Origin of the sequence: Burkholderia sp. AU33423, from assembly GCF_002223135.1 — a bacterium.
In the GTDB taxonomy this organism is placed as follows: domain Bacteria; phylum Pseudomonadota; class Gammaproteobacteria; order Burkholderiales; family Burkholderiaceae; genus Burkholderia; species Burkholderia lata_D.
In genome coordinates, this window is sequence record NZ_NKFH01000010.1 from 400,590 (window position 1) to 423,048 (window position 22,459).

Here is a 22,459-nt window from a genome sequence, read left to right on the forward strand (position 1 = left end):
GCCGAGCATAGGGCAAGCGCCGGGCACAGCGGTTGAATCGTTCTGAAGCGGCCTGAGTGAAAGCGCGATGCTTGCCGCGTGCGCCGCCGCTCAACCTCGGCGGCGTTTGGCGGGGGTGGCGGACGAGCCCGATGTCACGCGTTGCAGCGCGGCCGGCGTGCCGTTCAGGAACGCGTCGACCTGCCGTTCGATTTCGGCGTCGAGATCGTCGGGCACCGGCAATCCGTATACCCACTTGCGCACGCCGAGATAGAAGATGCTCGCGTGCAGGCTCCAGATCAGTTCGATTTCCGCGTTGCGCTGCGCTTCCGACGCCGGCGCCGTGAGGTCGTATGCGTGGCGCAGTTCGCGCAGCACCGGCAGGAACACGCGCTCGCGCAGCCGTGACAGGTAGCGCGTATTGAAACCCTCGCGGCTCAGGCCCGCGAAGATGAACGTGCGGATCCATTCGCGCCGCAGGATCGTCTGCGCATACGACCGGTAGAACGCGACGAGCCGCTGCTGCAGCGGCACCGAGCGATCGGCGATCAGTTTTTCCCAGTCGGGATTCCACGTGTAGACCTCGTCGTACACGCGGTCGATCAGCGCCTCCTTGCTCGGGAAATACCGGTAGAGCAGCGGTTGCGTCACACCGATTTGCCGCGCGAGCTCGCGCGTGCTGCCGGAAAATCCGTGGGTCGCGAAGTGCTCGACCGCCTTTTCGACGATCTGCCGTTCGCGCGCTTCCGGCGTGAGGCGACGTCCCGATGGGCTGGCGGTGGCGTCGACGGTCGTCCCGCGCGGGCGGGGCGCAGCATTGCGCTTGGCTTCGGTCATGCGTCGGCTCCTGAATGCGGCCATTCTGCCCATGTCGATCGAAAGATGGCAACGCACGCCCCGGCGCGGCCGGCGACGCAGGCGGGCGCGGTGCCGAGCCGTGTGCCGTTCGGCGTTTTCAGGAAAATTCAGGTCGCCGCCATGACTTTCAGGCCGGCATTCCCTAGTCTTGCTCCAGAACCGCCGCACGGGCCGGGCGCCATCCTGTCGGCCGCGGCCCGCGGCGCAACCGGAACGGACCATGCCTTATCTGATCTCGCCGGGAGCCGCCGTCGCAGTCGGCTTCCTGTACCACCGCGTGCGCGTGCAATCGCCCGCGGCGCCGCTGATCGCGCTAGCGCGCCTGATCGGCCTCGTCGTCCGCGAGCACGCGATCCCGCTCGTGCACGCGCAATTGCGCGCGCTCGCCGCGCAGGTCCGCGATGCGGGCACCGCCGACACAACCACGGAAGCCACGACATGCAGCCCGCGCAAGTAACGCCAGCGGCCGCGGCGGCCCCCGATCACCTGCGCGGCGAGGATGTGTTTCTCGCATCGATCGCCGGCTACGTCGACACGCTCGGCTTCGTCGCGCTGTTCGGGCTCTTTACCGCGCACGTCACCGGCAACTTCATCCTGATCGGCTCGGGCCTCGCCGGTGTCGGCCAGGGCCTCATGATCAAGTGGCTCGCGTTTCCGGCATTCATCGCGGGCATCGTGGCCGCCCGCCTGCTCGACCACCGGATGCGCGTGCGCGGGCATGGCCCGCGGGCGTGCTCGCTGTACGCGCTGCAGACGATCCTGCTGGCCGGATTCATGCTCGCGGGCGTCGCGGCGTCGCCGATCGGCAGCGCCGATGCGCCCGCGACGATCGTCTGCGGGCTGCTCGGCGCGGCGGCAATGGGCGTGCAGAATGCGCACGGCCGGCTGACCGCACGCACCGTCGTCGCGAACACCGTGATGACCGGCAACGTTACGCAGGCGGTCATCGATGCATTCGACTGGCTCGTGCCGATCGCTGCGGCCGCCGAACGGGAGGCCGCGCGCGCGCGGCTGCGACGCACGCTGCCGCCGGTTGTCGGTTTCGCGATCGGCGCGGGCGCCGGCGCGACCGCCTACCTGTACGCCGGGTTCTGGGCACTGGCGCTGCCGCTCGCGGCGCTCGCCTTCCTCACCTGGCGCTCCGGCCGGACCGGCGAGCCGTCCGCATCGCGCTGAACGCCGATTCCGCACGTGACGTTAGCTACGTGCGTGACCGGGGCGGCGGCGAAGCCGCCCCGCGTTTCTTCATGCCTTCAACGCTGATTTCGAGAACCGCTTGATGCAGGTCGGTAAGCGCGAGACCGCTCGATCGTTCGCAGAAAGCGCAGCGTCACGCGCGCGCGGTGAACCGGTCGACGAGGTCGTGGTGACCGAGCTGTTCGACCCACCAGCGTAGCGCGCGCCCGGCTTCGTCGGCACGCCACGCGATATAGCAATGGGTCGTGTCGCGCATGCCGGTGACTTCCCGCGCGACAAGCCTGCCTTGCGCGATCGCGGGCGCCGCGATGCAGTCCGGGAGCGTACCCACCGCGAGTCCTTCGCATTGCGCGGCCAGTTTCGCAGCGAGCGTCGGCACCGCGAGATACGGTTGGCCAGCGTCAACCGCGACCGACTGCGGCTGAAGTTCGCGGGACGTGTCGGAGATCACCGCGCCGCGATACTCGACGATCGATGTCATCGACAGCGGTTCAGGCAGCGCCGCGAGCGGATGGGTCGGGGCGACCGCGAACACGTGCCGGAGCGTGCCAATTGGCTGCGCCACGATGTCCGGCAGTTCGGGCGGCTCGCCCGCCGCGCCGACGATTAGATCCGCCCGCCGCGAGATCAGCGCATCCCAGGTGCCGCCGAGCACTTCGGTGGAGAGTCGCAGTCGCGTGTCCATTTCAAGTGCGTAGAAAGCATGGACGTATGGCCACATCAAGTCGAAGGGCAGTATCTCGGCGATACAGACGCGGACCTCGGTTTCCCAACCTTGCTGCGCGCGCTGCGCCTTCCGTTCAAGCTGTTCGGCGGCATGAAGAAGACGGCGACCTTCCTCGACGACGACGCGGCCCGCGCGCGTGAGCTTCGCGCGACGGCCGCTGCGATCGAACAACGCGACGCCGAGGTCGCTTTCGAGCTTCTGTACGACGTATGTCAGTGCAGACGGCACGCGGTGCACCAGCTCTGCCGCGTCGGCAAACGTACCGGTGCGGTCGATCGCGTCCAGGGCCTCGAGTGCTTCGAAAGACAGCTTCATGGCGAATTTCGCTACGGCAAGGGCATCAGGCGGTGTCGGACCGTCGAGCGACGCTGAATCCAATCCCGTTCACAACGGTTCGTCGTCCGACGTACAAGGCACGCACGCATGCGTGCCGATGGTCAGGTCGCCGCCGTATGCGCTCGACGTCTGCCTGTCACGTCGGCGTCGATTCGCGGCGCTTCGCGGCAGCGTCGGCGTGTGCGCCGGGCAGCGCGCCGAACATGTGCTGACTGCACTTCGCTTCGCGCCATGCGGTTCCCAGTCGGATGCCGTCGAACAGCCGTCGCACCACGGGAAGAATCTGTTCACCGGCCAGAATGCCAAGCAGGCCGACCAGGGCGATGGCGGGCGGCGCCGGCGATTGCACGCCGATCAGCGCGTAAACGACGCCGGCGAGGATGCCGGCGAAAAGCGAAGCAATGTACGGTTTCATAGGTCTGGAATGGAATGACGGCCGTTGAAAATACGGATAAATACCGGGCTGGCGTCGATCCGAAAGTCTTGGGCCAGCCTATCAGGTCTGCGCGTTCGTCGTTAGCGCATTCAACGAAATTCAGATCTTTTCAGCTTGAATTTCAAGAGAGGTGAGAATCAGAACAATTAATTGGTGTGGTCGCCCATTCGCGTATTGAATGATGCAGGCCGGTTGCCGACGCTTCCGACAAGCGCATTGGACGCATCGCGGATTCGTCGGCCGGGCGAGTCTCATTTTTCTCCGCGTCAAAGGACATCACACCATGAGCAATCCGAAGCTTGAAGTACTTACCCCGCACAACAGCCAGCTGATCTTCATCGACCAGCAGCCGCAGATGGCCTTCGGCGTGCAGTCGATCGATCGCCAAGCGCTGAAGAACAACGTCGTCGGGCTCGCGAAGGCCGCGAAGGTCTTCAACATCCCGACGACGATCACGACGGTCGAAAGCGAGAGCTTCTCGGGCCACACCTATCCCGAGCTGCTCGACGTGTTCCCGAACCAGAAGACGCTCGAACGCACGTCGATGAACTCGTGGGACGACCAGAAGGTGCGCGACGCGCTGGCCGCGAACGGCCGCAAGAAGGTCGTCGTGTCGGGCCTGTGGACCGAAGTCTGCAATACGACGTTCGCGCTGTGCGCGATGCTGGAAGGCGACTACGAAATCTACATGGTCGCCGACGCATCGGGCGGCACGACGCAGGCTGCGCACGACTTCGCGATGCAGCGCATGGTGCAGGCTGGCGTGGTGCCGGTCACGTGGCAGCAGGTCCTGCTCGAATGGCAGCGCGACTGGGCGCACCGCGAGACGTACGACGCGGTGATGGCGATCGCGAAGGAGCATTCGGGCGCCTACGGGATGGGCGTGGACTACGCGTACACGATGCTCCACAAGGCGCCGCAGCGCACCGCGACGCCGCACGAGTCGATTGCGCCCGTTCCGGCGAAGTAAGCGCAGACGGCCGGCAACCGCTGATGCCGGTGCGGCGGGTTCGATGCGAACGCGTCGCATTGGCGCCATTGCCGCGGGCGGCGGACGTGACCGAAACACGCATGCCGCCCGCGGCATGCGGGTCGGAACGCTGCCGCTGCATTTGAAATTGTCCGGGAGATTTATTGCATGGAACCTTATCTGGTTTCCCTTGGTGCGGGCGTGCTGATCGGTGTGATTTACAGCGCCATCAAGGTTCGCTCTCCCGCACCGCCGTTGATTGCACTGGTCGGGTTGCTCGGCATGCTGATCGGCGTGCAAGCCTTACCTACCGTCAAACAACTCTTTGGCTTCTGATCAACAAGAGGTGATGCATATGACCGCAACCGTGACCCAACCGGATCTGATCCTGCATAACGGACGATTCACGACGCTCGACCGCGCGAACCCCGTCGCGACAGCGGTCGCGATTGCCGCCGGACGCTTCGTTGCCGTCGGCAGCGAAGCGGACGTGATGCCGCTCGCGGGCCGCGCGACGAAGGTGGTCGATCTCGGCGGCCGCGGCGTGCTGCCGGGCCTGATCGACAACCACTGCCACGTGATTCGTGGCGGCCTGAACTACAACATGGAATTGCGCTGGGACGGCGTGCCGTCGCTCGCGGTCGCGATGGAGATGCTCAAGCAGCAGGTCGCGATCACGCCGGCGCCACAGTGGGTGCGCGTGGTCGGCGGCTTCACCGAACACCAGTTCGTCGAGAAACGGCTGCCGACGATCGACGAACTCAACGCGGTCGCGCCGGACACGCCGGTGTTCATCCTGCATCTGTACGATCGCGCGCTGCTGAATGCAGCAGCGCTGCGTGTCGTCGGCTATACGAAGGACACGCCGGAGCCGCCGGGCGGCACCATCCTTCGCGATGCCGCAGGCAACCCGACGGGCCTGCTGCTCGCGAACCCGAATGCGACGATCCTCTACGCGACGCTCGCGAAGGGGCCGAAGCTGCCGTTCGAGTATCAGTACAACTCGACGCGCCATTTCATGCGCGAGCTGAACCGGCTGGGCGTGACGGGCGTGATCGACGCGGGCGGCGGTTCGCAGAATTATCCGGACGATTACGAAGTGATCCGCAAGCTGCACGACGCGGGCGAGATGACGATCCGGATCGCGTACAACCTGTTCACGCAGAAGCCGAACGCGGAGAAGGAAGACTTCGTGAACTGGACGAAGAGCGTCAAGTACCACGATGGAACCGACTACTTCCGCAACAACGGCGCCGGCGAGATGCTGGCGTTTTCCGCGGCCGACTTCGAGGACTTCCGCGTCGCGCGTCCGGACCTGCCCGCGCAGATGGAGGACGATCTCGAAGGCGTCGTACGCGTGCTCGCGGAAAACCGTTGGCCGTGGCGCATGCACGCGACCTATGACGAAACCATCAGCCGCGCGCTGGACGTGTTCGAGAAGGTCAACGAAGACATCCCGCTCGCAGGGCTGAACTGGTTCTTCGATCACGCGGAAACGATCACCGAGAAATCGATGGACCGGATCGCCGCGCTCGGCGGCGGTATCGCGGTGCAGCACCGGATGGCGTACCAGGGCGAATACTTCGTCGAGCGTTACGGTGCGCAAGCCGCCGAGGCGACGCCGCCTGTCGCGAAGATGCTCGCCAAGGGGCTCAAGGTGTCGGCCGGCACCGACGCGACGCGCGTCGCGTCGTACAACCCGTGGGTGTCGCTCGCGTGGCTCGTGGCCGGCAAGACGGTCGGCGGCATGCGCCTGTATCCGCAGCGCAACCTGCTCGATCGCGAAACCGCGCTGCGGATGTGGACCGAGTACGTGACGTGGTTCTCGAACGAGGAAGGCAAGAAAGGACGCATCGCGGTGGGGCAGCTTGCCGACCTGGTGGTCCCGGATCGCGATTTCTTCGCGTGCGCGGAGGACGATATCGCCGGCACGACCGCGTTGCTGACGGTGGTCGACGGGAAGATCGTGTGGGGCGCGGGGCCGTTCACGTCGCACGACGCGCCGATCCCGCCGGCGATGCCGGACTGGTCGCCCGTGCGCGAGTTCGGCGGCTATGGCGGCTGGGGCGCGACGCAGCGCAGCGGCGCGCCGTTGCAACGCGCGGCGGCCGCTGCGATGTGCGCCTGCGCGAATGAATGCAACGTTCACCAGCATGCGCACGCGAGCGCATGGGGAAGCACGTTGCCGACGTCCGACGCGAAGGGCTTCTGGGGCGCGTTCGGGTGCTCGTGCTGGGCGGTCTGAGATGGCGATGCATACGACTTACGACTCCCCGGCGTGGGTCCGTGCGCTGCTGTCGCAGCCATGGGTGCTGCCGGTCGCGCGTCTGATCCTGGTGTCCGCGTATCTGATCGCGGGCGTGTACAAGCTGCTGGATTTCAATGCGGCCGCCGCGGAGCAGGCGCACTTCGGCCTGCACCCCGGGTCGGTATGGGCGGCGATGGCGATCGTGGTCGAGATCGGCGGGCCACTGTGCGTGCTGTCGCGGCGTTTCACGTGGCTCGGCGCAGGCGGCCTCGGTGTGCTGACACTCGTCGCGATGCTGGTGGCCGCCGACTTCTGGAACATGACGGGCGCTGCGCGCTTCATGGCGCTTAACGCGTTTTTCGAACATCTGGGGCTGATCGGTGGGCTTGTCCTCGTCACCGTGCTCAACGATAGGCGAGACCAGGCTCGCAGCGTTCCCGCAATTGGGTGACGTTGCGACGACCGCGCTGAAACGATGCGTCTGCTCCGTCTCTCGCCGAGCGGGAAGCCGCGCGCGCCCGGTTGCGGCGCACGCTGCCGCTCGCGGTGCGCGTGTTTCTCGCGTGTCGTCCGGGCCGCCCGGACGAGTGGCCTGCATCCCGCTGAATCCGAATCCGCGCGCGGCGCCGAGCCGCGCGCATCATCATCAAGGAGAAAACCAATGAGTTCACTGAATCTGCGCAACATGCTGCGCATCACCGCCGCGTCGTCGGCCGTGCTCGCCGCGCTGCTGGTCGGCGCGCCGGCATTCGCCGACGAAACCCACCTCGACGACATCGCGTCGCCGGCCGCCGCGGCGCGCTTCCCCGCCGTTGCGGTGGGCCCGCAATACGACACGACCCACGTGTGCGTCGCACCCGAAGACTTCGACCGCTTCACCGACAGCTTCGTCGCGACGTTCGGCGGCAAGAAGTCGAAGCAGGGCGTGTTCCAGGTCACGCCGACGCCGAGCCAGACGATGTCGCAGCTCGTGCTGACGCCGGTCGGCACGATCTCGGTATTCGGTTTCAAGACGCCGATCCCGTATCCGTTCTGCGAGGAACGCACCGGCTATCTCGTCACCGACATGGACGTCGCGGTGAAGTCGGCGCGCGCGCATGGCGCGGACATCGTCGTGACGACGTTCCCCGACCCGATCGGCCGCGATGCGATCGTCCGCTGGCCGGGCGGCGTGAACATGCAGCTGTACTGGCACACGCAGGCGCCGAATTACGACCCGCTGCAGACGGTGCCGGAGAACCGCGTGTACGTGTCGCCGGAAAGCGCGAGCAAGCTGGCGCGCAACTTCGTCGCGTTCTCGCACGGCAAGATCGTGTCCGACGTGCGCCATGCGCCGGGCATCGAGATCGGCCGGCCGAACGACACGTACCGCCGCATTCGGATCGAATCGGGCTTCGGCAAGATGACCGTGCTCGCGACGGACGGCCAGCTGCCTTACCCGTTCGGGCGTGAAATGACGGGCTACGAAGTGGCCGATCTCGGCGCGACGCTGAAGCAGGCCGAAGTCGCGGGCGTGACGGTGCTCGTGCCGCCGTTCAAGTCGGACGGCCGCGACGCGGCGCTCGTGCAATTCCCGGGCGGCTACGTCGCCGAAATCCACGCGCGGTCGAAATGACGGTGCGCCGGCCGATGAAACGATCGTGGCGCGGCGCGCTGCCGTGCGTCGTGCTGGCGGGCGGCGCCGCGTTGCATGCGGGGGCGGCCGTCGGCGCCGATGCCGCTGCCGATGCCGATGCCAATGTAGCGGCGGCCGGCGCGGCCGCGTCGCCGGCTGCCGCCGCCACGGCGTCGTGCACCGCGAAACGTCCGACGGTGTCGTTCAACCGCTGGCAGGAAGACTGGTCGGTGCTCGCGAATCCGTGCGTGCCGCGCAAGCCGTTCGACGCGCTGAAATACATACGGCTCGGCGACGATCCGTCGACCTACCTGTCGCTCGGCGCGAACCTGCGCGAGCGCTTCGAACTGAACAACGCGCCGCTGTTCGGCCTCGGCTCCGCGCACGACGACAACTACGTGATCCAGCGCACGAACGTGCACGCGGACCTGCGGTATCGCGGGCACTTCCAGGCGTTCGTGCAGTTCGTCGATGCGCGGCCGTTCGGCAAGGACACCGTCGGCCCGGTCGACAAGGACCAGCTCGACCTCGAGCAGGCGTTCGTCGCGTACGTCGATCAACTGGGGGCCGGCACGTTCAAGACGCGGATCGGCCGGCAGGAGATGGCGTTCGATTTGCAGCGTTTCGTGTCGGTACGCGACGGCCCGAACGTGCGGCAGGCATACGATGGACTGTGGACCGATTACGAAATCGGCAAATGGCGCTTGATCGGCTATGTGACGCGCCCGGTGCAGTATCGCAATGCGGCCGTGTTCGACGACGTGTCGAACCGGCACCTGCGATTCGACGGCGTGCGCGTCGAGCGCAACGGCACGGGGCCCGGCGATCTGTCCGCGTACTGGTCGCGCTATACGCGCGACAACGCGCGCTATCCGGATGCGTCCGGCACCGAACGGCGCGACGTGTTCGACATGCGCTATGCGGGCAAGACTGACGGGCTCGACTGGGACGTCGAGGCGATGCTGCAGACGGGCCACGTCGGGCAGGACACGATCGGCGCGTGGGCGTTCGGCGCGCTGGGCGGCTACACGTTCGCGAAGACGGCCGGCACGCCGCGCATCGGCATCCAGGTCGACGGCGCATCGGGCGACGCGCATCCGGGCGACCGGCGCGTCGGCACGTTCAACCCGATGTTTCCGAACGGCTATTACTTCACGCTCGCCGGCTATACCGGGTACAGCAACCTGATCCACGTGAAGCCGTCGCTGACCTTCAAGCCGGCCAGCTCGGTGACGGTGCTCACCGCCGTCGGCTTCCAGTGGCGGCAGACGACGGCCGATGCGATCTACGGGCAGGGGATGTCGGCGGTGCCGGGCACGGCGGGCAAGGGTGGTGCGTGGACGGGGATGTACGCACAGGCGCGCGTCGACTGGCTCGTGAACGCGAACGTCGCACTCGCGCTCGAAGCCGTGCACTTCCAGCTCGGCTCGTCGATTCGCGCACTCGGCGCGCGCAACGCCGACTATGTCGGGATGGAAGCGAAGTTCGGCTGGTGATGTGTCGTGCCGCGCGCCGGCCGGTGCGGCGGCCGCGCTCGCGTGCCGGGTCTTCAGGACAATTCAGGCGCCGCGCAGGATTTTCGCCACCGTGCCCGATACGCTGGGCAACATCGCGTGTCGCGCGGGTCGTCCCGTTCGTGGCCGGGCGCGCGCACGGTTCATCGCGGAGAACACATGAAGAACCTGTCCCGGCACGCGTGCGTTGTGCATGCGGCCCGTTTGCTCGTCGTGGCCGGATGTGCGGGCCTGCTCGCGTCCGCGGCGTTCGCGCAGGCCGGCGTGCAGCCCGACGCCCACGCCAATGCGCAATCCGAAGCGCAATCCACAGCGCCAGCCCCTGCCGCGGGCCAGCAGCCCCCCGGCTTCTATCGGCAGAAGATCGGTGACTTCACGGTGATCGCGCTGTCCGACGGCACCCATCCGTTTCCGGTCGACACGGTGTTTCGCGACATCTCGAAGAACGAGATCCGGCGCGACCTCGACCGCGCGTTCCTGGAGCCGCCCGTGCAGGGGTCGATCAACGCGTTTCTGGTCGATACCGGATCGAAGCGGATCCTCGTCGATGCGGGTGCCGGCACGCTGTACGGTGACTGCTGCGGCAAGCTGCTCGACGACCTGCGCGCGGCCGGCTACGCGCCCGCGCAGATCGACGAAGTGCTGCTCACGCACCTGCACAAGGACCATGTCGGCGGCATTGTGTCGAACGGCGCGATGACGTTTCCGAATGCGATCGTGCGGGTGAACGAAGTGGAAGCCGCTTACTGGCTCGATCCCGCGAACAAGGCGCAAGCGCCTGCGTTCCTCTCATCGTTTTTCGATGCGGCCGCCGCCGCGGTCGCGCCTTACGTCGCGACCGGCCGCTTCAAGACGTTTCGCGGCGAAGCGACGCTCGCGCCCGGCATTCGCGCGGTGCCGATGCCCGGCCATACGCCGGGGCATACGGCTTATCTGATCGAGAGCGGCAACGCGGGCCTGCTCGCGTGGGGCGACATCGTGCACGTGGCGGCGATCCAGTTGCGCGACGTGAACGCGACGGTCCAGTACGACAGCGATGCCGGCGCCGCCCGCCGCACGCGGCGGGACACGCTGAAGCGCGTCGCCGATCGGCGCTATCTCGTCGGCGCCGCGCATATCGCGTTTCCCGGGCTCGGCCACCTGCGCCGGGACGGTGCGCAATACGACTGGGTGCCGGTCAACTACGACGCAACGCCGGTGCGGTGACGACCGTGAGGCCCATCGAACGATAGTCCTTCACAATCTCGCGCCCTCGGCTGCGGTCGAATGCACCGCAGCCTTCCGGGACCGGATGTCGACGCCTCGACCGGCGTCCTTCGTCACCGCACGCGAAGTGCCGTCACATCGCTCCTCCGAGGGACCGGCTACATCGGCGAGGCCACATCCGTGGCAGCATGCGCCTGCTGCGGCATTCTGGAGGACGACGCGCCACGATGTGAATCGCTCACGCGCGTTGCATGTCCCGGTCCGGCGTCGACGTAAGCCACGACCGTCCGGTTCCTGGTCGCGAGTCCGAGATACCGCGACGACACGTCCAGCACACATCCAGCAAAATCAACCATCATTTCGTTGTTTCCCCTGCATTCGTATAAGCACAATCTTCATCAAGCTGCGCACGGCGTGAGCGTCGCCTGCGTCGCTGCCATCCGGGCAATGTTCGGTACGGCCGCCATTGCGCCCACCTCGTCGCGCTGCTCGCCGAAGGCATCGAGCAAATACTCGGTCAATTTGCGCACCCGCGCGGGGAGATTGCGTCTGGACCGGTAAACGAGACAGGCTTCCAGTGGCGCCACCTGCCACGCATCGAGCACACGCACGAGTTCGCCGCGATCGAGCGCCGCTTGGGCGAGCTGGTTGGGCAGGATGGCTACCCCCTCGCCGTCGACGGCCGCCGCGAGAAGCGCATGAGGACAATTCGTGCGCAGCGCCGCGCGCGCGCCAAGCGAAACACACTCCCCGGATGCTTGATGGCTGACCGTCCATGCCGAATGCTGCGCGCCCGTTGCCAGGCAAGCTTCGGCAGGCACATCGAGCGGGTGAGCGAGACCGTTGGTCCGTTCGAGCCAGGCAGGACTCGCATAAAGCCCGAGCGGCACGGCCGCGAGTGATCGCGCGATGCACGACGACGGCGCCGAGCGACCGACGACGATTGCGAGGTCGGCAAGATCGCCGAGTGTGTCGGCCTGGTGATCGACGCGCCGCACGTCGACCCGTACTTTCGGCCAGGCGCGCATGAAGCGGACAAGGACGGAAGTGAGGCGGGCGGTATCGAAGATGGCCGGCACCTCGATGCGGACGTTACCCGCGCAATCGCCGGCTTCGTCGCTGCCGGTACGCGCGAGGTTTTCATAGGAGGACAGGACGCCCGTGACGCGCTCGAGCACCGCATGGCCCGCCGTGGTCAACGCGACGCGGCGCGTGGTCCGGTTGAAGAGCTGCACACCGAGCATCGTTTCAAGATCCTGCACCGCGCGGCTCACCGACGGTACGCCAATATTGGTCGCGTCCGCCGCCCGCGTGAAACTGCCGTGGTCCGCCACTGCCTTGAATACTTCCAGCGCTTTCAGACGCTCCATCTCGACCTCCGATCATTGATTGGCTTGCATGGAGCAATGTTGGCGGGCAGACGCGCATCGGGCCAGTTACGACTTGTTAAGCGTTGCTAAGTCGGCGCGCGGAGCCGTGCCAATCGTCGTCGGCTGCAGCAAAGCAGGTTTTTTTAAGATCTTTTAAGGGCGCGTACTGCGCTTTTGAGCAATGATTGGCTGTTTTTGCGTCAGTGTGCACTCCCGGCACACCGTATTGGCTGGCACTTAACCCGCGCGATGACGCTCTCGATGACCGCTCCTTACAGCCTCGCGTTCGGCCCTTTTACGCTGCAATTCCCGCAACGAATCCTGCTCAAGGACGGTGCGCCGCTGAAAATCGGCAGCCGCGCGCTCGACATTCTCGTCGTCCTTGTCGAGCATGCGGGCGCGCTGGTCTCGACGCGCAATCTGTGCGACAGCGTCTGGGTGGACAACGTCGTCGAGGAAGGCGCGCTGCGCGTGCATCTGTCGGCGCTGCGCAAGGTGCTCGGTGACGGACCGGACGGTGCGCGTTACATCGTCAACGAGACCGGACGCGGCTATCGTTTCGCGGCGCCCGTTACCCGTGTCGAAGCAGCGGACCCTGCCGCACCACGGCCTCATACGCACGCCGCCCAGCCTTCCACCGGGTCCGAAAGCGGTTCACGCGGTCTGCCGGTCACGCTCGCCCGCGTGATAGGTCGCGAGGACGTCATCGCAGGTCTGACCGACCACTTGCCCGAGCGACGCTTGCTCACGATCGCTGGCCCGGGCGGCATGGGGAAGACGACTGTGGCCGTCGCTGTCGCGCATCGCTTCACACAGCGCACCGGCATGCGCGCCGTGTTCGTCAATTTCGCGCCGGTTTCCGCGGCCGCGAGCGCGGCCAGTACGATCGCCTCGGCGCTCGGCGTTGCCGTCTCCAGCGGCGATCCGGTGCCCGACCTTATCCAGGCGCTCGAGGCGTCGCCGGCGCTGCTGGTGCTGGACAACTGCGAGCATCTGATCGATGCCGTTGCCGTGCTCGCCGAGCAACTGCTGCAAGGCGCGTCCGGCGTGCATCTGCTGGTCACGAGCCGCGAGCCGCTGCGCGCGGAAGGCGAATCCGTCCATCGCCTCGCCGCGTTGCCGTCGCCCGAAACCGACGCAGTCGTGAGCCTCGACGACGCCGTGCAGTTCCCGGCGATCGCGCTGTTTCAGGACCGCGCGCGCGCCGCCAATGACCGCTTTGCGTTGAGCGCCGCGAATCTGGGCCCCGTGATCGATATTTGCCGACGGCTCGACGGTATCCCGCTCGCGATCGAGTTTGCGGCGGCGCGCGTCGGCTTGATGGACGTGCATTCGATTGCAGCGCGGCTCGACGATCGCTTCGCGCTGCTCACGCAGGGCCGCCGCACGGCGCTCCCGCGCCAGCAGACGCTGCGCGCAACGCTCGACTGGAGCTATGAATTGCTCCGGCCGGAGGAGCGCCAGGTGCTGCGCCGCCTCTCGGTCATGCGGGCCGCCTTCGGCATGGATGCCGCCGCGGCTGTCGCGGCCGGTGGCGACGTCGATGACCTCGCCGCCTTCGACGCCGTCACTGGCCTGATCGCCAAGTCGCTGATCGCCTGCGCAATCGACGATTCGGACCATCCGTATCGACTGCTCGACACGACGCGCCACTACGCACACATGCGACTTGAAGAGACGAACGAACTCGAGGACGCGCGCCGCCGCCATGCGTTGTACTGCTGTGCGATCTTTGCCGACCCCGTGGCGGCGTGGGAAGGCAAGGCGCCGCGTCAGTGGCTCGCGATTCACAGCCAGCGAATCAACGACGTGCGAGCCGCGTTCGATTGGGCGGCCGCGCAGGATGGCGAACCGAAGCTCGCGATCGATCTGCTGATCGCGACGGCGCCGCTGTGGTTTCATCTTTCGCTCCCTCACGAGTTCCTCGGGATGGCCGAGCGCGCGATCGCCGCCGCGGAAAACTCGGATCTGGCGGGCAAGGAGCAGCATATCGAGCTGCTCGCCGCGTACGGTCACGCGCTGTGGCACACGCGTGGGCCGACGGCGGAGATGGCCCACGCGTTCGACGCCGCACAGGCCGCCGCGCAGCGCCTCGGCGACGACCGGCTCGCATTGCGCACGCTGTGGGGCGTGTGGGCGCATCGGACGCTCGCGGGCGTATACGCGGAAAGCCTCGAACATGCGCGTGCGTTTCGCGCTACCGCCGCACGGACGGGCGACTTTGCGACGACGCAAACCGGCGAGCGGATGTGCGCGCTGTCACATCACTTCCTCGGGGACCACGCTATCGCGCGCGCGTTGATCGAAGCGGTGATGGCGCGCGACAAGGACCCGGTGCGCGCGACCCACGCGAATCACGCGCAGGTCGATGCGCATATCGCTGCGCTTTCCATTCTGATGCGCATTATGTGGCTGCAGGGCGAGACCGACGCGGCGATGGCGCTCGCGCGCGACTGCGCGACGGAGGCGCTCGCGATCGATCACGATCTGACCGTCTGTTATGGGCTCGCGATCGGCTCGATCGCCGTCGCGACATGGGAAGGGGAAGTGGCGCTCGCGCGCGAATGGACCGCACGGCTTCGCGAGCGCACGCGCCGGCGCGGTCTCGCGTATTGGGACAAATGGGGAGAGGGCTTCGAGGCCATTCACGAAGGCAGACCTGTCACGCCGGCAGGCGCAACCCCGATGCAACTCGAAGTGTTCGCGTGCGCTGGCGACGCAGGGAGCGCAAACGCATTGATCGAAGCGGGACGGGCAGACACGCCGTCGTGGTTGCAGGGGCATTTGCAGGAGGCCGCGGCAACGCGCGGTGTGCAGACATGAAGCGACGGTAAATCGGCTCGACGCGCGCGTCACTCGCCGGAACGCTTTGCTGGACACGGGCTTAACGCCTCTTAGCAACGCTTAACTGTGGCTCGTGCGGGAATCCGATGAAAATTTGTTCTGTCGACGGCCAACGGTGCCGGATCGACAAGCAAGCCTCACTCATCGGAAACTGCCCCATGAACGATTTCACGTCTGCCCGTCTGCCTGAAGACGCCGCACCGGGCCTGATCAGATCCGCAAACTCGTATCCGGTCCTCGACGCGGAAACGCAATCGTTCGTCGACCATGCCACTGAGGCAGGGGTTCCGGCAGAGCGATTGCGCGAATGGGCAAACGGCGAGGCTACCGACGCGATCCACACCGAAGAAATCGCGCTGAAAGCGGGCGCCGCGGATCCGGGCTTCACGATACGGATCGTACGACCGCCGCAGGCGGCGCCGACTCCGCTGCCCGCCGTGCTCTTCCTGCCGGACGGCGCGAGTTTCGCGGGTGCCCAAAGCGATAACCGGCTCGCGCGCAGGATTGCCACCGACGCCGAGGCGGTCGTCGTACTGGTCGATTACACGCCCGCGCCCGCCGCGTGCTTTCAGACCCAAAACGAGCAGGCGTTCACCGCGCTCGTCCATCTGCACGAGCATGCACGTGCATTGAATCTCGACGGAGGCGCCCTTATCGTCGCAGGCGAAGGCACGGGCGGTCATCTCGCCGCCACCCTCGCGCCGCTCGTCAAGGCGCGCCGCGGCCCCCGTATCGCGCTTCAGATCATGCTGTGTCCGACTTTTTCTACAAGCACGGCGGGCGCCTCGGCAGCGACATACGCCGACGGTCCGAGCTTGACCACACACACCGAGCGCATGCACGCATGGACGCGCTTTCCGTCAGAAAACCGCGGCGAAATAATCGCGATGCCGCTAAACGCGAGTTACACGGATCTCGAAGACCTGCCTCCAGCGCTGATCGTCACAGCTGAAAACGATGCCGCACGTGACGACGGCGAAACCTACGCCCGCAAGCTGATGCTCGCCGGGGTGCGCGTCAGCGCGGTTCGCTGCCTCGGCACGATTCACGATTTCACGGTGCTCGACGGCCTCGCCGACACGCCGCCCACCGAGGCGGCATTGCGATTGGCATGCGGCGCGATCCGCGCGACGCTACGCGGACACTGAATATGGGATCGATATGTCAGTCGACTGCATCGACGAACGCCACAGATCAACCTTCCCATCCCGTCAGGAAATCGAGCGGCAGCGCGTTTCCGTCATAACGATTAAGTTGCCTTCGGTTGGGGCGCGTCCTCTCAGTCAGGCGTGACCGACCCGACGAGGGCTGGCTGTATCTTGCCGGGCTGAGGGATCTGTACAGCGGCGAAATTGTCTGTTACGCGATGAGCGAACGGATCTGCCAATCGCCTGTCGCGTTCACGCAGCGCTTCCATCTGAATCGGATCACTGCTTGACCCGTTGGCCTCCACGAACTCCGTCCGACCTCAACTGGATGGCCCATCCATGAACCAGGAGCGATCGAGTGTCCACAACTGTCACCGCTGCTCGAGCGGGTCGGCATCGAGCGCCGCTTCGTGCTCGCCGGTTATGCACGTCGACGCGCGTCTGCGCTACCCATGATGCGCGCGCCGAGCATCGTGCCGAGCTGTGCCAGTTGCTGGCCGATGCGCAATTCCACGGCTTCCCACTCGGACAACGCGCTGTCGATCGAGTGGCCGTGCGCCTGCAGACTGCGGGCGAGCGATACCGCGTTGGCGGCTGCCTTACCCGAGCCGGCGCCAGTATGCGGCCGCGCGACGAAGGCGGCGTCGCCAATCAAGACAACGCGTCCATAGACGAGCTGCGGCGCCTGGTAATCCTGGATGATCTGCATGAACGGTGCATCGGTTGCCTGCACGAGCGCTGCGAGCGAGGGCGCGAGTCGGCGCGATGCGTCGTCGCGCAGTCGCACGCGATACGTATCCTGCAGCGCGCCGGGGGGGATTGAATGCGTCCGCTGCCCGCCGTCACGATCCGTCAGCGCCGCGTCCAGTTCGGCGCCGGCCGGCAGCGGCCGATACCAGACCCAGTTCCAGCGTCGCTCGCCGGGCCGTGTCGAGCCGTCGTCGCCTGGAATCAGATAGGTGAGCAGCTGATGGCCGACACCATCCTGAAACGTAAACGCATCCGCCAGCTGCGCAGTAGATTGCGGGTCGAGCGTTGCTTCCGGTACGAGTCCGCGCCACGCGACATAGCCGGCATATGCGGGCTGCGCGCCGGATAGCAGAAGGGATCGGACTGTCGACTGGGGGCCATCGGCGCCTATCAATAGATCGGCTCGAATTCGGTCCCCGTTCGATAACGTCGCCTCGACGTAGTCGCCGTCCTGCGCGACGTCGGTCAGCGCGACGCCTGCATGCACCACGCCCTCCGGCAGGCTGCGCCTGAGCGTGTGGTAGAGCATGCTCCACGCGGTCTGGGTCTGCGGCATCCGCTGCCGCGCGATGACCGTGCCGCTTGCGTCGAGAAACTGCCGGTCGCGAGAAGGCACGCCGAGCGCGCCCGGATGTGCAATTCCGGCGAAGCGGAATGCATCGAGAACATCGGGTTGCAGTACGAGTCCGCCGCCACGGCTGTCGAGTTCACTCGCCGACCGCTCGAACACATCGACGTGCCAGCCGATCGCCCGCAAGGTTGTCGCGGCGAATAGACCGCCGAGCGAGCCGCCGATTACGATCGCACGACAGGAGACTGTCTGGTTCATGATCACACTCTTTCAGGTAATTGGGATTGAGGTGCGGTCAGCGCGGCGCCGCGCAGCGCGCGAGCGAAGATGCCGGGGGGTTGCGCACCGGGGATGTGCGTCGAGCCGACCAACACGGTCGGCACGACTTTGATGCCGTCTTCTCGGGCCCGTCCGCGCGCGGTCCGCACGGCATCCACGCCCGCACCGGAGGCGAGGAATTTGGCGGTCGTGTGTGGCGCCAACCCGTGTCGAGCCCCGATCTCGACGAGCACGTCGTGATCGCTGATATCGAGCGCGTGCACGAAATACGCGTCGTGAATCGACGTGGCGAGTGCCATCGCCAATTCCGTTGGGCCATCCGCGACGGCAAAATCCATCAGCCGGTGTGCGGGCAAGGTAGCGGGCAACACGGTGAGCCGATCGAAATCGAATGCGAGGCCGATGCGCCTGCCCGCCCGTTCGGCGTCGGCGTCGCGGCGTTGCGCATGCATGGCGCTGCCATGCTCGCGCGCGAGGTAAGCGGCGCGGTTGACGCCAGTCCTGGGCAAGCCGGGGTTCAGTTCGAACGGGTGATACGTGACGACGGCTGACGAGTCAAAGCCGAGGGATACGAGGGCCGTGCGAAGATTGGCTTCGGCTATCCGGGACCATGGGCACGCGAAATCGTGAAATACCTGAATATCGACGGACGACATGCCGCCTCCTGCTGAATCCGAATGTGCACAGCGTAGAGGTCGGCGGGACGATGCAGAATACCGGCTGGGCGCAATCCAGCGTTGCACAATCAGCAAAGGGAGAGGGTATGGACAAACTGCTGGCGCTACAGACGTTCGCTGTCGTCGCGGACACGGGCGGGTTTTCGAAGGCGGCGCGCCAGCTTGGCACCGTGACGTCTTCGGTTACCCGCCTGATGGATGCGCTCGAGGCGTCTCTCGGCGTGAAACTGCTGACGCGGACAACGCGGCAGGTGACGTTGACCGATGCTGGGGCGACCTATCTCGAGCAGGTGAGTCGACTGTTGTCCGAGCTGGTCGAGGCGGACGAGAGTGTCGCGGACGCCGGAAGCGAACCAGTCGGCACCTTGCGTGTGTCGGTGCCGGTGACCTACGCGCGGATCGTGCTCGGGCCACACCTGTCCGCGTTTCTCGATGCGTATCCGAACGTGTCGCTCGATCTCGTGGTGTCGGATGCCTATCTCGATCTGGCAGCCGACCGGCTCGATGTCGCGGTGCGGATCGGCGTGCCGGCGCAGGATCCGGGATTGGTCGTCCGGAAGCTGATGGACAATCATCGCGTCGTGGTCGCGAGCCATCCGTATCTGGAGCGAATGGGAATCCCGGCGATCCCTGCCGATCTGGCCGGCCATCACTGCTTGCGTTTTCCATACCGGCAAGGCCGGCAAAGCTGGACATTCACGCGCGATGGGCACACGGAAAAAGTCGAGGTGAACGGCAGGTTGACCGCAAACAGTCTCGACATACTCCGCGAAGGCGTGCTGAACGGTCAGGGAATCGCACTGGTACCGACGTGGCTCGTGCAGGGCGATATCGTCGCCGGCGAGATGCTATCGCTCTTCGACGCTTGGTCGGTGCAACCGCTGATGGGCGATGTGCAGGTCTATGCGGCATATTTGCCGAACCGACGTCATTCGCGCAAGGTGCAGGCGTTTGTCACATTTCTCGCCGAGCGGATACGACAGGCATTCGCCGGATGAGCGTCCTGTCAGGGCAGCGCTTCAATAAAATGGAACACATCCGTCGGGCTGCTGCCCGGGCGTTTGCCGCGAAACAGCGACCGCGAAATCTCCGCCCGCCCGCTGGGTCAGACAATGCCCGTTCGGTCTTTCGCTGGAACACGCCCTAGGCGGCTATTGGACTAAACGCGGGGAGCGGGGCCACTTCAGCCCTTGCTCTCGAGCTGGACCTCTCGGGCATACTTTGGGGAAGCAATACATTAATGGCTTTGTCGCTACCATATCGGGCGTGCCGTTCCACGACGCGACTCAATTCGCCAGCCTCAACAAGTTTTTCTCTGCCATAGGCTCGCGCCAGCGCCAACACTTGATACTTGACCTCGGCACTCTCAAAATAGATTTCCACTAGCGATTTGTCGACGAGTTCGCAGACACAGTTCATCACCGCGGAACGAGAAAGTGAGTGGTCTTGGGCGATAAAACACGCTGCGTCAGCGTTGAAGTGGCCGTCAATCGCGCAGAGGCGGCGAAACACCGTCTGCTCGCTGTCGCTCAACATATCGAAGCTCCAATCGAGCGAGGCTCGCACGCTCTTGTGCCTCTCGTCAGCAGTTCTGTAGCCACCGCCGAGGTAGAGCAACGGTTCTTCCAGGCCGTGCAGGATGTGCTCCAGTCCAAGAACCGCGGCGCGTCCGGCCGCCAATTCAATTGCAAGTGGGACGCCGTCCAAGCGTCGGCATATCTCCTGAACCGCCCGTAGACCGTCATGGTCCCAGTCGAGGTTATGGCCATTGGAAGACAAGCGACGAAGGAAAAGGCGAACGGAGGGGGAGCTGAGCATGGCCTCGACGTCATCCTCTCGCTCAGGCAGGGCCAGCGGACCGACACGATAGACAAATTCACAAGGTACGCGAAGCGGCGTTCTGCTGGTAACAAGCACGCGGAGTTCGGATGCGCGACTGCAGGCAAACTCAATGAGTTGTGCTACATGCTCGACGACGTGCTCGGCGTTGTCGATGATGAGCAAGCCCTTTACTTTCGTCAACATGAGCGCGAAACGTTCAAGGTCCGACTCTTGACTGTCGACGGTGACGCCACAGCCGGCGGCAACGGCTTGAATGACATCTCGGCAGGTGTTGCGGGCAGCCAGTTCGACGAAGTGAATATTCGGGGCACGTTCGTCTGAGAGCCGGCGTGCGATTTCGCGGACAATCGATGTCTTGCCGATGCCACCTGCACCCGCAAGCGTGAGAACGCGCATGGATGGCAGCCTCGATCGTATATCGGCGATGACTTGTTCCCTGCCCAGTAGCGACGCGCGCCCCGTCATCGCATCCGCTTTACCGTCAACGAGTCGGTCCAGCATCATCGGGTCAGGTTCTGGCGTCTCCGGTTGGGGGATCGTCAGTTTGTAGCCGCGTCGCGGGACCGTTACAATGAGCTTCCCGTCGGGGCCGAGTGCCTTGCGTATGGCGCAGAGGTGGACGTGGAGGTTGTTTTCTTCGACAAACGTGTCCGGCCACACTGCGTCCATCAATTCATTCTTCGAAACCAGGCGACCTGCTGCCAGAGCGATGACCGCGAGGATGTCGAAAGCGCGAGACCCAAGCTCGTGTGCCTGGCCCCGACGGCGGAACATTCGCGCACCAAGGTCGATCTCGCATTCACCCATTCGGATCCGCTGCTTACCGGAAGTGAGTGTTGGCAACGGATGTTTCGCTTGAGTCATGGCAGCTTCGTCCAATCGCGATCGAGGTGTTCCAGCGGGAAGGGAATCTATTGATAGGGTGTCGTGCCGCACTGGAGCGGTGTCAAACGGATAGTAACGGACTTGAATATATGACTTTGTTGCCACCGAATTAATTTTTTTTAATGCTTTCTATTAACCGTATTTTTTGACTGTCCCGGCGTGGGGCGTCTGATGCCGATATGGCCGGAACATGGTGGAAACATTAAAATAATTTAATTTTTCAATAAAAGGCTGGGTTTTCGAGCCGCCGGGATAATGCAAGGTTGGCCGTCGGGCCGAGAGGTTAGGTGACACTGATGAAAATCTTGGTAGTGGAAGACAACATGCAGGTGGCCGGCTTTTTGAAAAAAGGCTTGATGGAGGCAGGTCACGTCGTTGATACCGCGGATAACGGGCGCGACGGGATGTTCCTGGCGATGGGGGGTAGCGCTTACGATGCCGTCATCCTGGACCGCATGCTGCCGGGAGGCGTCGACGGGCTCAGCATCATTGCGGCAATGAGAGCAACGGGGAACAAGGTTCCGGTGCTTATCTTGAGCGCACTGGATGCTGTCGACGAACGAATTCGAGGGCTCAAGACAGGCGGTGATGACTATGTCGTCAAGCCGTTTGCTTTTGGGGAGGTACTCGCGCGACTGGAGGTGCTCCTGCGTCGGTCACAGAATGATGTGGTCGAATCGACACTCAAGTGCGCAGATCTATCCATCGACCTTTTTTCCCGGAAGGTCTCGCGCGCGGGCAAGGTCATCACGCTCAAGCCGCGCGAGTTCAAGCTGCTCGAGTACCTGATGCGGCACGCCGAACAGGTCGTGACGCGCACGATGCTCCTGGAGAACATCTGGGACTACCACTTTGATCCACAGACGAACGTGGTGGATGTGCACGTGAGCAAGCTTCGGCAGAAGATTGACACGGGGTTTGACGTATCACTCTTGAGAACCGTCCGCAACGCTGGGTACATGCTCTCGGCGAACGGATAATAGCGCGCGTCGGAGCGAAGGGAACGG

General features: G+C 65.1%; 20 protein-coding genes. 13 read left to right on the forward strand and 7 right to left on the reverse strand.

From position 1 onward, the window contains the following. Positions 1 to 90 precede the first annotated feature (90 nt). Positions 91 to 816 (reverse strand): TetR/AcrR family transcriptional regulator, encoded by a 726-nt coding sequence (locus CFB50_RS37075; RefSeq protein ID WP_089449335.1) that lies wholly within the window; start codon positions 814 to 816, stop codon positions 91 to 93. 241 nt (positions 817 to 1,057) lie between these two features. Here CFB50_RS37075 and CFB50_RS37080 point away from each other — a divergent pair, with 241 nt between their 5' ends. Together CFB50_RS37080 and CFB50_RS37085 are read left to right on the forward strand one after the other, a co-directional pair. Continuing rightward, the gene (locus CFB50_RS37080) at positions 1,058 to 1,294 is read left to right on the forward strand and encodes a DUF1427 family protein (RefSeq protein ID WP_089449336.1); all 237 of its coding nucleotides are present in this window, start codon (positions 1,058 to 1,060) and stop codon (positions 1,292 to 1,294) included. After that, on the forward strand, positions 1,276 to 2,013 hold the full coding sequence (locus tag CFB50_RS37085; RefSeq protein WP_089449337.1) for a YoaK family protein: 738 nt from the start codon (positions 1,276 to 1,278) through the stop codon (positions 2,011 to 2,013). The genes CFB50_RS37080 and CFB50_RS37085 overlap by 19 nt, the downstream gene beginning before the upstream one ends. 154 nt (positions 2,014 to 2,167) lie before the next feature. Here CFB50_RS37085 and CFB50_RS37090 read toward each other — a convergent pair whose 3' ends face one another. Then, a complete protein-coding gene (locus tag CFB50_RS37090) occupies positions 2,168 to 3,076 on the reverse strand; it encodes a LysR family transcriptional regulator (protein ID WP_089449338.1) in 909 nt (302 codons plus the stop codon). A 157-nt stretch (positions 3,077 to 3,233) separates the two neighbouring features. Next, positions 3,234 to 3,512 carry a XapX domain-containing protein gene (locus CFB50_RS37095; RefSeq protein WP_089449339.1) on the reverse strand — a complete coding sequence of 93 codons (279 nt, stop codon included), beginning with the start codon at positions 3,510 to 3,512 and terminating at the stop codon, positions 3,234 to 3,236. A gap of 304 nt (positions 3,513 to 3,816) precedes the next feature. Here CFB50_RS37095 and CFB50_RS37100 point away from each other — a divergent pair, with 304 nt between their 5' ends. The 7 genes from CFB50_RS37100 to CFB50_RS37130 all read left to right on the forward strand — a co-directional run bounded on the left by CFB50_RS37100 (position 3,817) and on the right by CFB50_RS37130 (position 11,086). Beyond that, positions 3,817 to 4,503: a hydrolase gene (locus CFB50_RS37100; protein ID WP_089449340.1), complete on the forward strand. Its 687-nt coding sequence runs from the start codon at positions 3,817 to 3,819 to the stop codon at positions 4,501 to 4,503. A 168-nt stretch (positions 4,504 to 4,671) separates the two neighbouring features. Then, entirely contained in the window at positions 4,672 to 4,839 is a 168-nt protein-coding gene (locus CFB50_RS37105; RefSeq protein WP_034185508.1) for a DUF1427 family protein, read from the forward strand. 19 nt (positions 4,840 to 4,858) lie between these two features. Then, a complete protein-coding gene (locus CFB50_RS37110) occupies positions 4,859 to 6,748 on the forward strand; it encodes an amidohydrolase (RefSeq protein ID WP_089449561.1) in 1,890 nt (629 codons plus the stop codon). A 1-nt stretch (position 6,749) separates the two neighbouring features. After that, positions 6,750 to 7,202, forward strand: coding sequence for a DoxX family protein (locus CFB50_RS37115; protein WP_089449341.1), 453 nt, complete (start codon positions 6,750 to 6,752; stop codon positions 7,200 to 7,202). Between the two features lie 210 nt (positions 7,203 to 7,412). Continuing rightward, positions 7,413 to 8,366, forward strand: a complete 954-nt coding sequence (locus CFB50_RS37120) for a glyoxalase (protein ID WP_089449342.1) — start codon at positions 7,413 to 7,415, stop codon at positions 8,364 to 8,366. A gap of 14 nt (positions 8,367 to 8,380) precedes the next feature. Continuing rightward, positions 8,381 to 9,862, forward strand: coding sequence for an alginate export family protein (locus CFB50_RS37125; protein WP_089449562.1), 1,482 nt, complete (start codon positions 8,381 to 8,383; stop codon positions 9,860 to 9,862). Between the two features lie 177 nt (positions 9,863 to 10,039). Beyond that, positions 10,040 to 11,086, forward strand: coding sequence for an MBL fold metallo-hydrolase (locus tag CFB50_RS37130; RefSeq protein ID WP_089449343.1), 1,047 nt, complete (start codon positions 10,040 to 10,042; stop codon positions 11,084 to 11,086). 398 nt (positions 11,087 to 11,484) lie between these two features. Here the strand turns inward: CFB50_RS37130 and CFB50_RS37135 are convergent, their stop codons facing one another. Beyond that, on the reverse strand, positions 11,485 to 12,456 hold the full coding sequence (locus CFB50_RS37135; RefSeq protein ID WP_089449344.1) for a LysR family transcriptional regulator: 972 nt from the start codon (positions 12,454 to 12,456) through the stop codon (positions 11,485 to 11,487). A 174-nt stretch (positions 12,457 to 12,630) separates the two neighbouring features. Here CFB50_RS37135 and CFB50_RS37140 point away from each other — a divergent pair, with 174 nt between their 5' ends. Beyond that, positions 12,631 to 15,279 carry an ATP-binding protein gene (locus CFB50_RS37140; RefSeq protein WP_089449345.1) on the forward strand — a complete coding sequence of 883 codons (2,649 nt, stop codon included), beginning with the start codon at positions 12,631 to 12,633 and terminating at the stop codon, positions 15,277 to 15,279. 179 nt (positions 15,280 to 15,458) lie between these two features. Further along, complete coding sequence (locus tag CFB50_RS37145) at positions 15,459 to 16,448, forward strand: alpha/beta hydrolase fold domain-containing protein (RefSeq protein WP_089449346.1); 990 nt, start codon at positions 15,459 to 15,461, stop codon at positions 16,446 to 16,448. A gap of 421 nt (positions 16,449 to 16,869) precedes the next feature. On the opposite strand, the gene CFB50_RS37150 is transcribed toward CFB50_RS37145, so the two are convergent. Both CFB50_RS37150 and CFB50_RS37155 read right to left on the reverse strand, forming a co-directional pair. Further along, positions 16,870 to 18,027 carry an FAD binding domain-containing protein gene (locus tag CFB50_RS37150; protein WP_089449347.1) on the reverse strand — a complete coding sequence of 386 codons (1,158 nt, stop codon included), beginning with the start codon at positions 18,025 to 18,027 and terminating at the stop codon, positions 16,870 to 16,872. 2 nt (positions 18,028 to 18,029) lie between these two features. Beyond that, positions 18,030 to 18,704, reverse strand: a complete 675-nt coding sequence (locus tag CFB50_RS37155) for a DsbA family oxidoreductase (protein ID WP_089449348.1) — start codon at positions 18,702 to 18,704, stop codon at positions 18,030 to 18,032. A 107-nt stretch (positions 18,705 to 18,811) separates the two neighbouring features. On the opposite strand from CFB50_RS37155, the gene CFB50_RS37160 reads away from it, so the two are divergent. Continuing rightward, complete coding sequence (locus CFB50_RS37160) at positions 18,812 to 19,723, forward strand: LysR family transcriptional regulator (protein ID WP_089449349.1); 912 nt, start codon at positions 18,812 to 18,814, stop codon at positions 19,721 to 19,723. 145 nt (positions 19,724 to 19,868) lie between these two features. Here the strand turns inward: CFB50_RS37160 and CFB50_RS37165 are convergent, their stop codons facing one another. Further along, complete coding sequence (locus CFB50_RS37165; protein ID WP_089449350.1) at positions 19,869 to 21,431, reverse strand: ATP-binding protein; 1,563 nt, start codon at positions 21,429 to 21,431, stop codon at positions 19,869 to 19,871. 317 nt (positions 21,432 to 21,748) lie between these two features. On the opposite strand from CFB50_RS37165, the gene CFB50_RS37170 reads away from it, so the two are divergent. Further along, positions 21,749 to 22,432, forward strand: coding sequence for a response regulator transcription factor (locus tag CFB50_RS37170; protein ID WP_089449351.1), 684 nt, complete (start codon positions 21,749 to 21,751; stop codon positions 22,430 to 22,432). The last annotated feature ends 27 nt before the right edge of the window (positions 22,433 to 22,459 follow it).

Bases quoted from the DNA above. Each gene is read 5' to 3' on its own strand.
- CFB50_RS37075 (WP_089449335.1), bottom strand. From the start codon at position 816: ATGACCGAAGCCAAGCGCAATGCTGCGCCCCGCCCGCGCGGGACGACC.
- CFB50_RS37080 (WP_089449336.1), top strand. From the start codon at position 1,058: ATGCCTTATCTGATCTCGCCGGGAGCCGCCGTCGCAGTCGGCTTCCTG.
- CFB50_RS37085 (WP_089449337.1), top strand. From the start codon at position 1,276: ATGCAGCCCGCGCAAGTAACGCCAGCGGCCGCGGCGGCCCCCGATCAC.
- CFB50_RS37090 (WP_089449338.1), bottom strand. From the start codon at position 3,076: ATGAAGCTGTCTTTCGAAGCACTCGAGGCCCTGGACGCGATCGACCGC.
- CFB50_RS37095 (WP_089449339.1), bottom strand. From the start codon at position 3,512: ATGAAACCGTACATTGCTTCGCTTTTCGCCGGCATCCTCGCCGGCGTC.
- CFB50_RS37100 (WP_089449340.1), top strand. From the start codon at position 3,817: ATGAGCAATCCGAAGCTTGAAGTACTTACCCCGCACAACAGCCAGCTG.
- CFB50_RS37105 (WP_034185508.1), top strand. From the start codon at position 4,672: ATGGAACCTTATCTGGTTTCCCTTGGTGCGGGCGTGCTGATCGGTGTG.
- CFB50_RS37110 (WP_089449561.1), top strand. From the start codon at position 4,859: ATGACCGCAACCGTGACCCAACCGGATCTGATCCTGCATAACGGACGA.
- CFB50_RS37115 (WP_089449341.1), top strand. From the start codon at position 6,750: ATGGCGATGCATACGACTTACGACTCCCCGGCGTGGGTCCGTGCGCTG.
- CFB50_RS37120 (WP_089449342.1), top strand. From the start codon at position 7,413: ATGAGTTCACTGAATCTGCGCAACATGCTGCGCATCACCGCCGCGTCG.
- CFB50_RS37125 (WP_089449562.1), top strand. From the start codon at position 8,381: ATGAAACGATCGTGGCGCGGCGCGCTGCCGTGCGTCGTGCTGGCGGGC.
- CFB50_RS37130 (WP_089449343.1), top strand. From the start codon at position 10,040: ATGAAGAACCTGTCCCGGCACGCGTGCGTTGTGCATGCGGCCCGTTTG.
- CFB50_RS37135 (WP_089449344.1), bottom strand. From the start codon at position 12,456: ATGGAGCGTCTGAAAGCGCTGGAAGTATTCAAGGCAGTGGCGGACCAC.
- CFB50_RS37145 (WP_089449346.1), top strand. From the start codon at position 15,459: ATGAACGATTTCACGTCTGCCCGTCTGCCTGAAGACGCCGCACCGGGC.
- CFB50_RS37150 (WP_089449347.1), bottom strand. From the start codon at position 18,027: ATGAACCAGACAGTCTCCTGTCGTGCGATCGTAATCGGCGGCTCGCTC.
- CFB50_RS37155 (WP_089449348.1), bottom strand. From the start codon at position 18,704: ATGTCGTCCGTCGATATTCAGGTATTTCACGATTTCGCGTGCCCATGG.
- CFB50_RS37160 (WP_089449349.1), top strand. From the start codon at position 18,812: ATGGACAAACTGCTGGCGCTACAGACGTTCGCTGTCGTCGCGGACACG.
- CFB50_RS37165 (WP_089449350.1), bottom strand. From the start codon at position 21,431: ATGACTCAAGCGAAACATCCGTTGCCAACACTCACTTCCGGTAAGCAG.
- CFB50_RS37170 (WP_089449351.1), top strand. From the start codon at position 21,749: ATGAAAATCTTGGTAGTGGAAGACAACATGCAGGTGGCCGGCTTTTTG.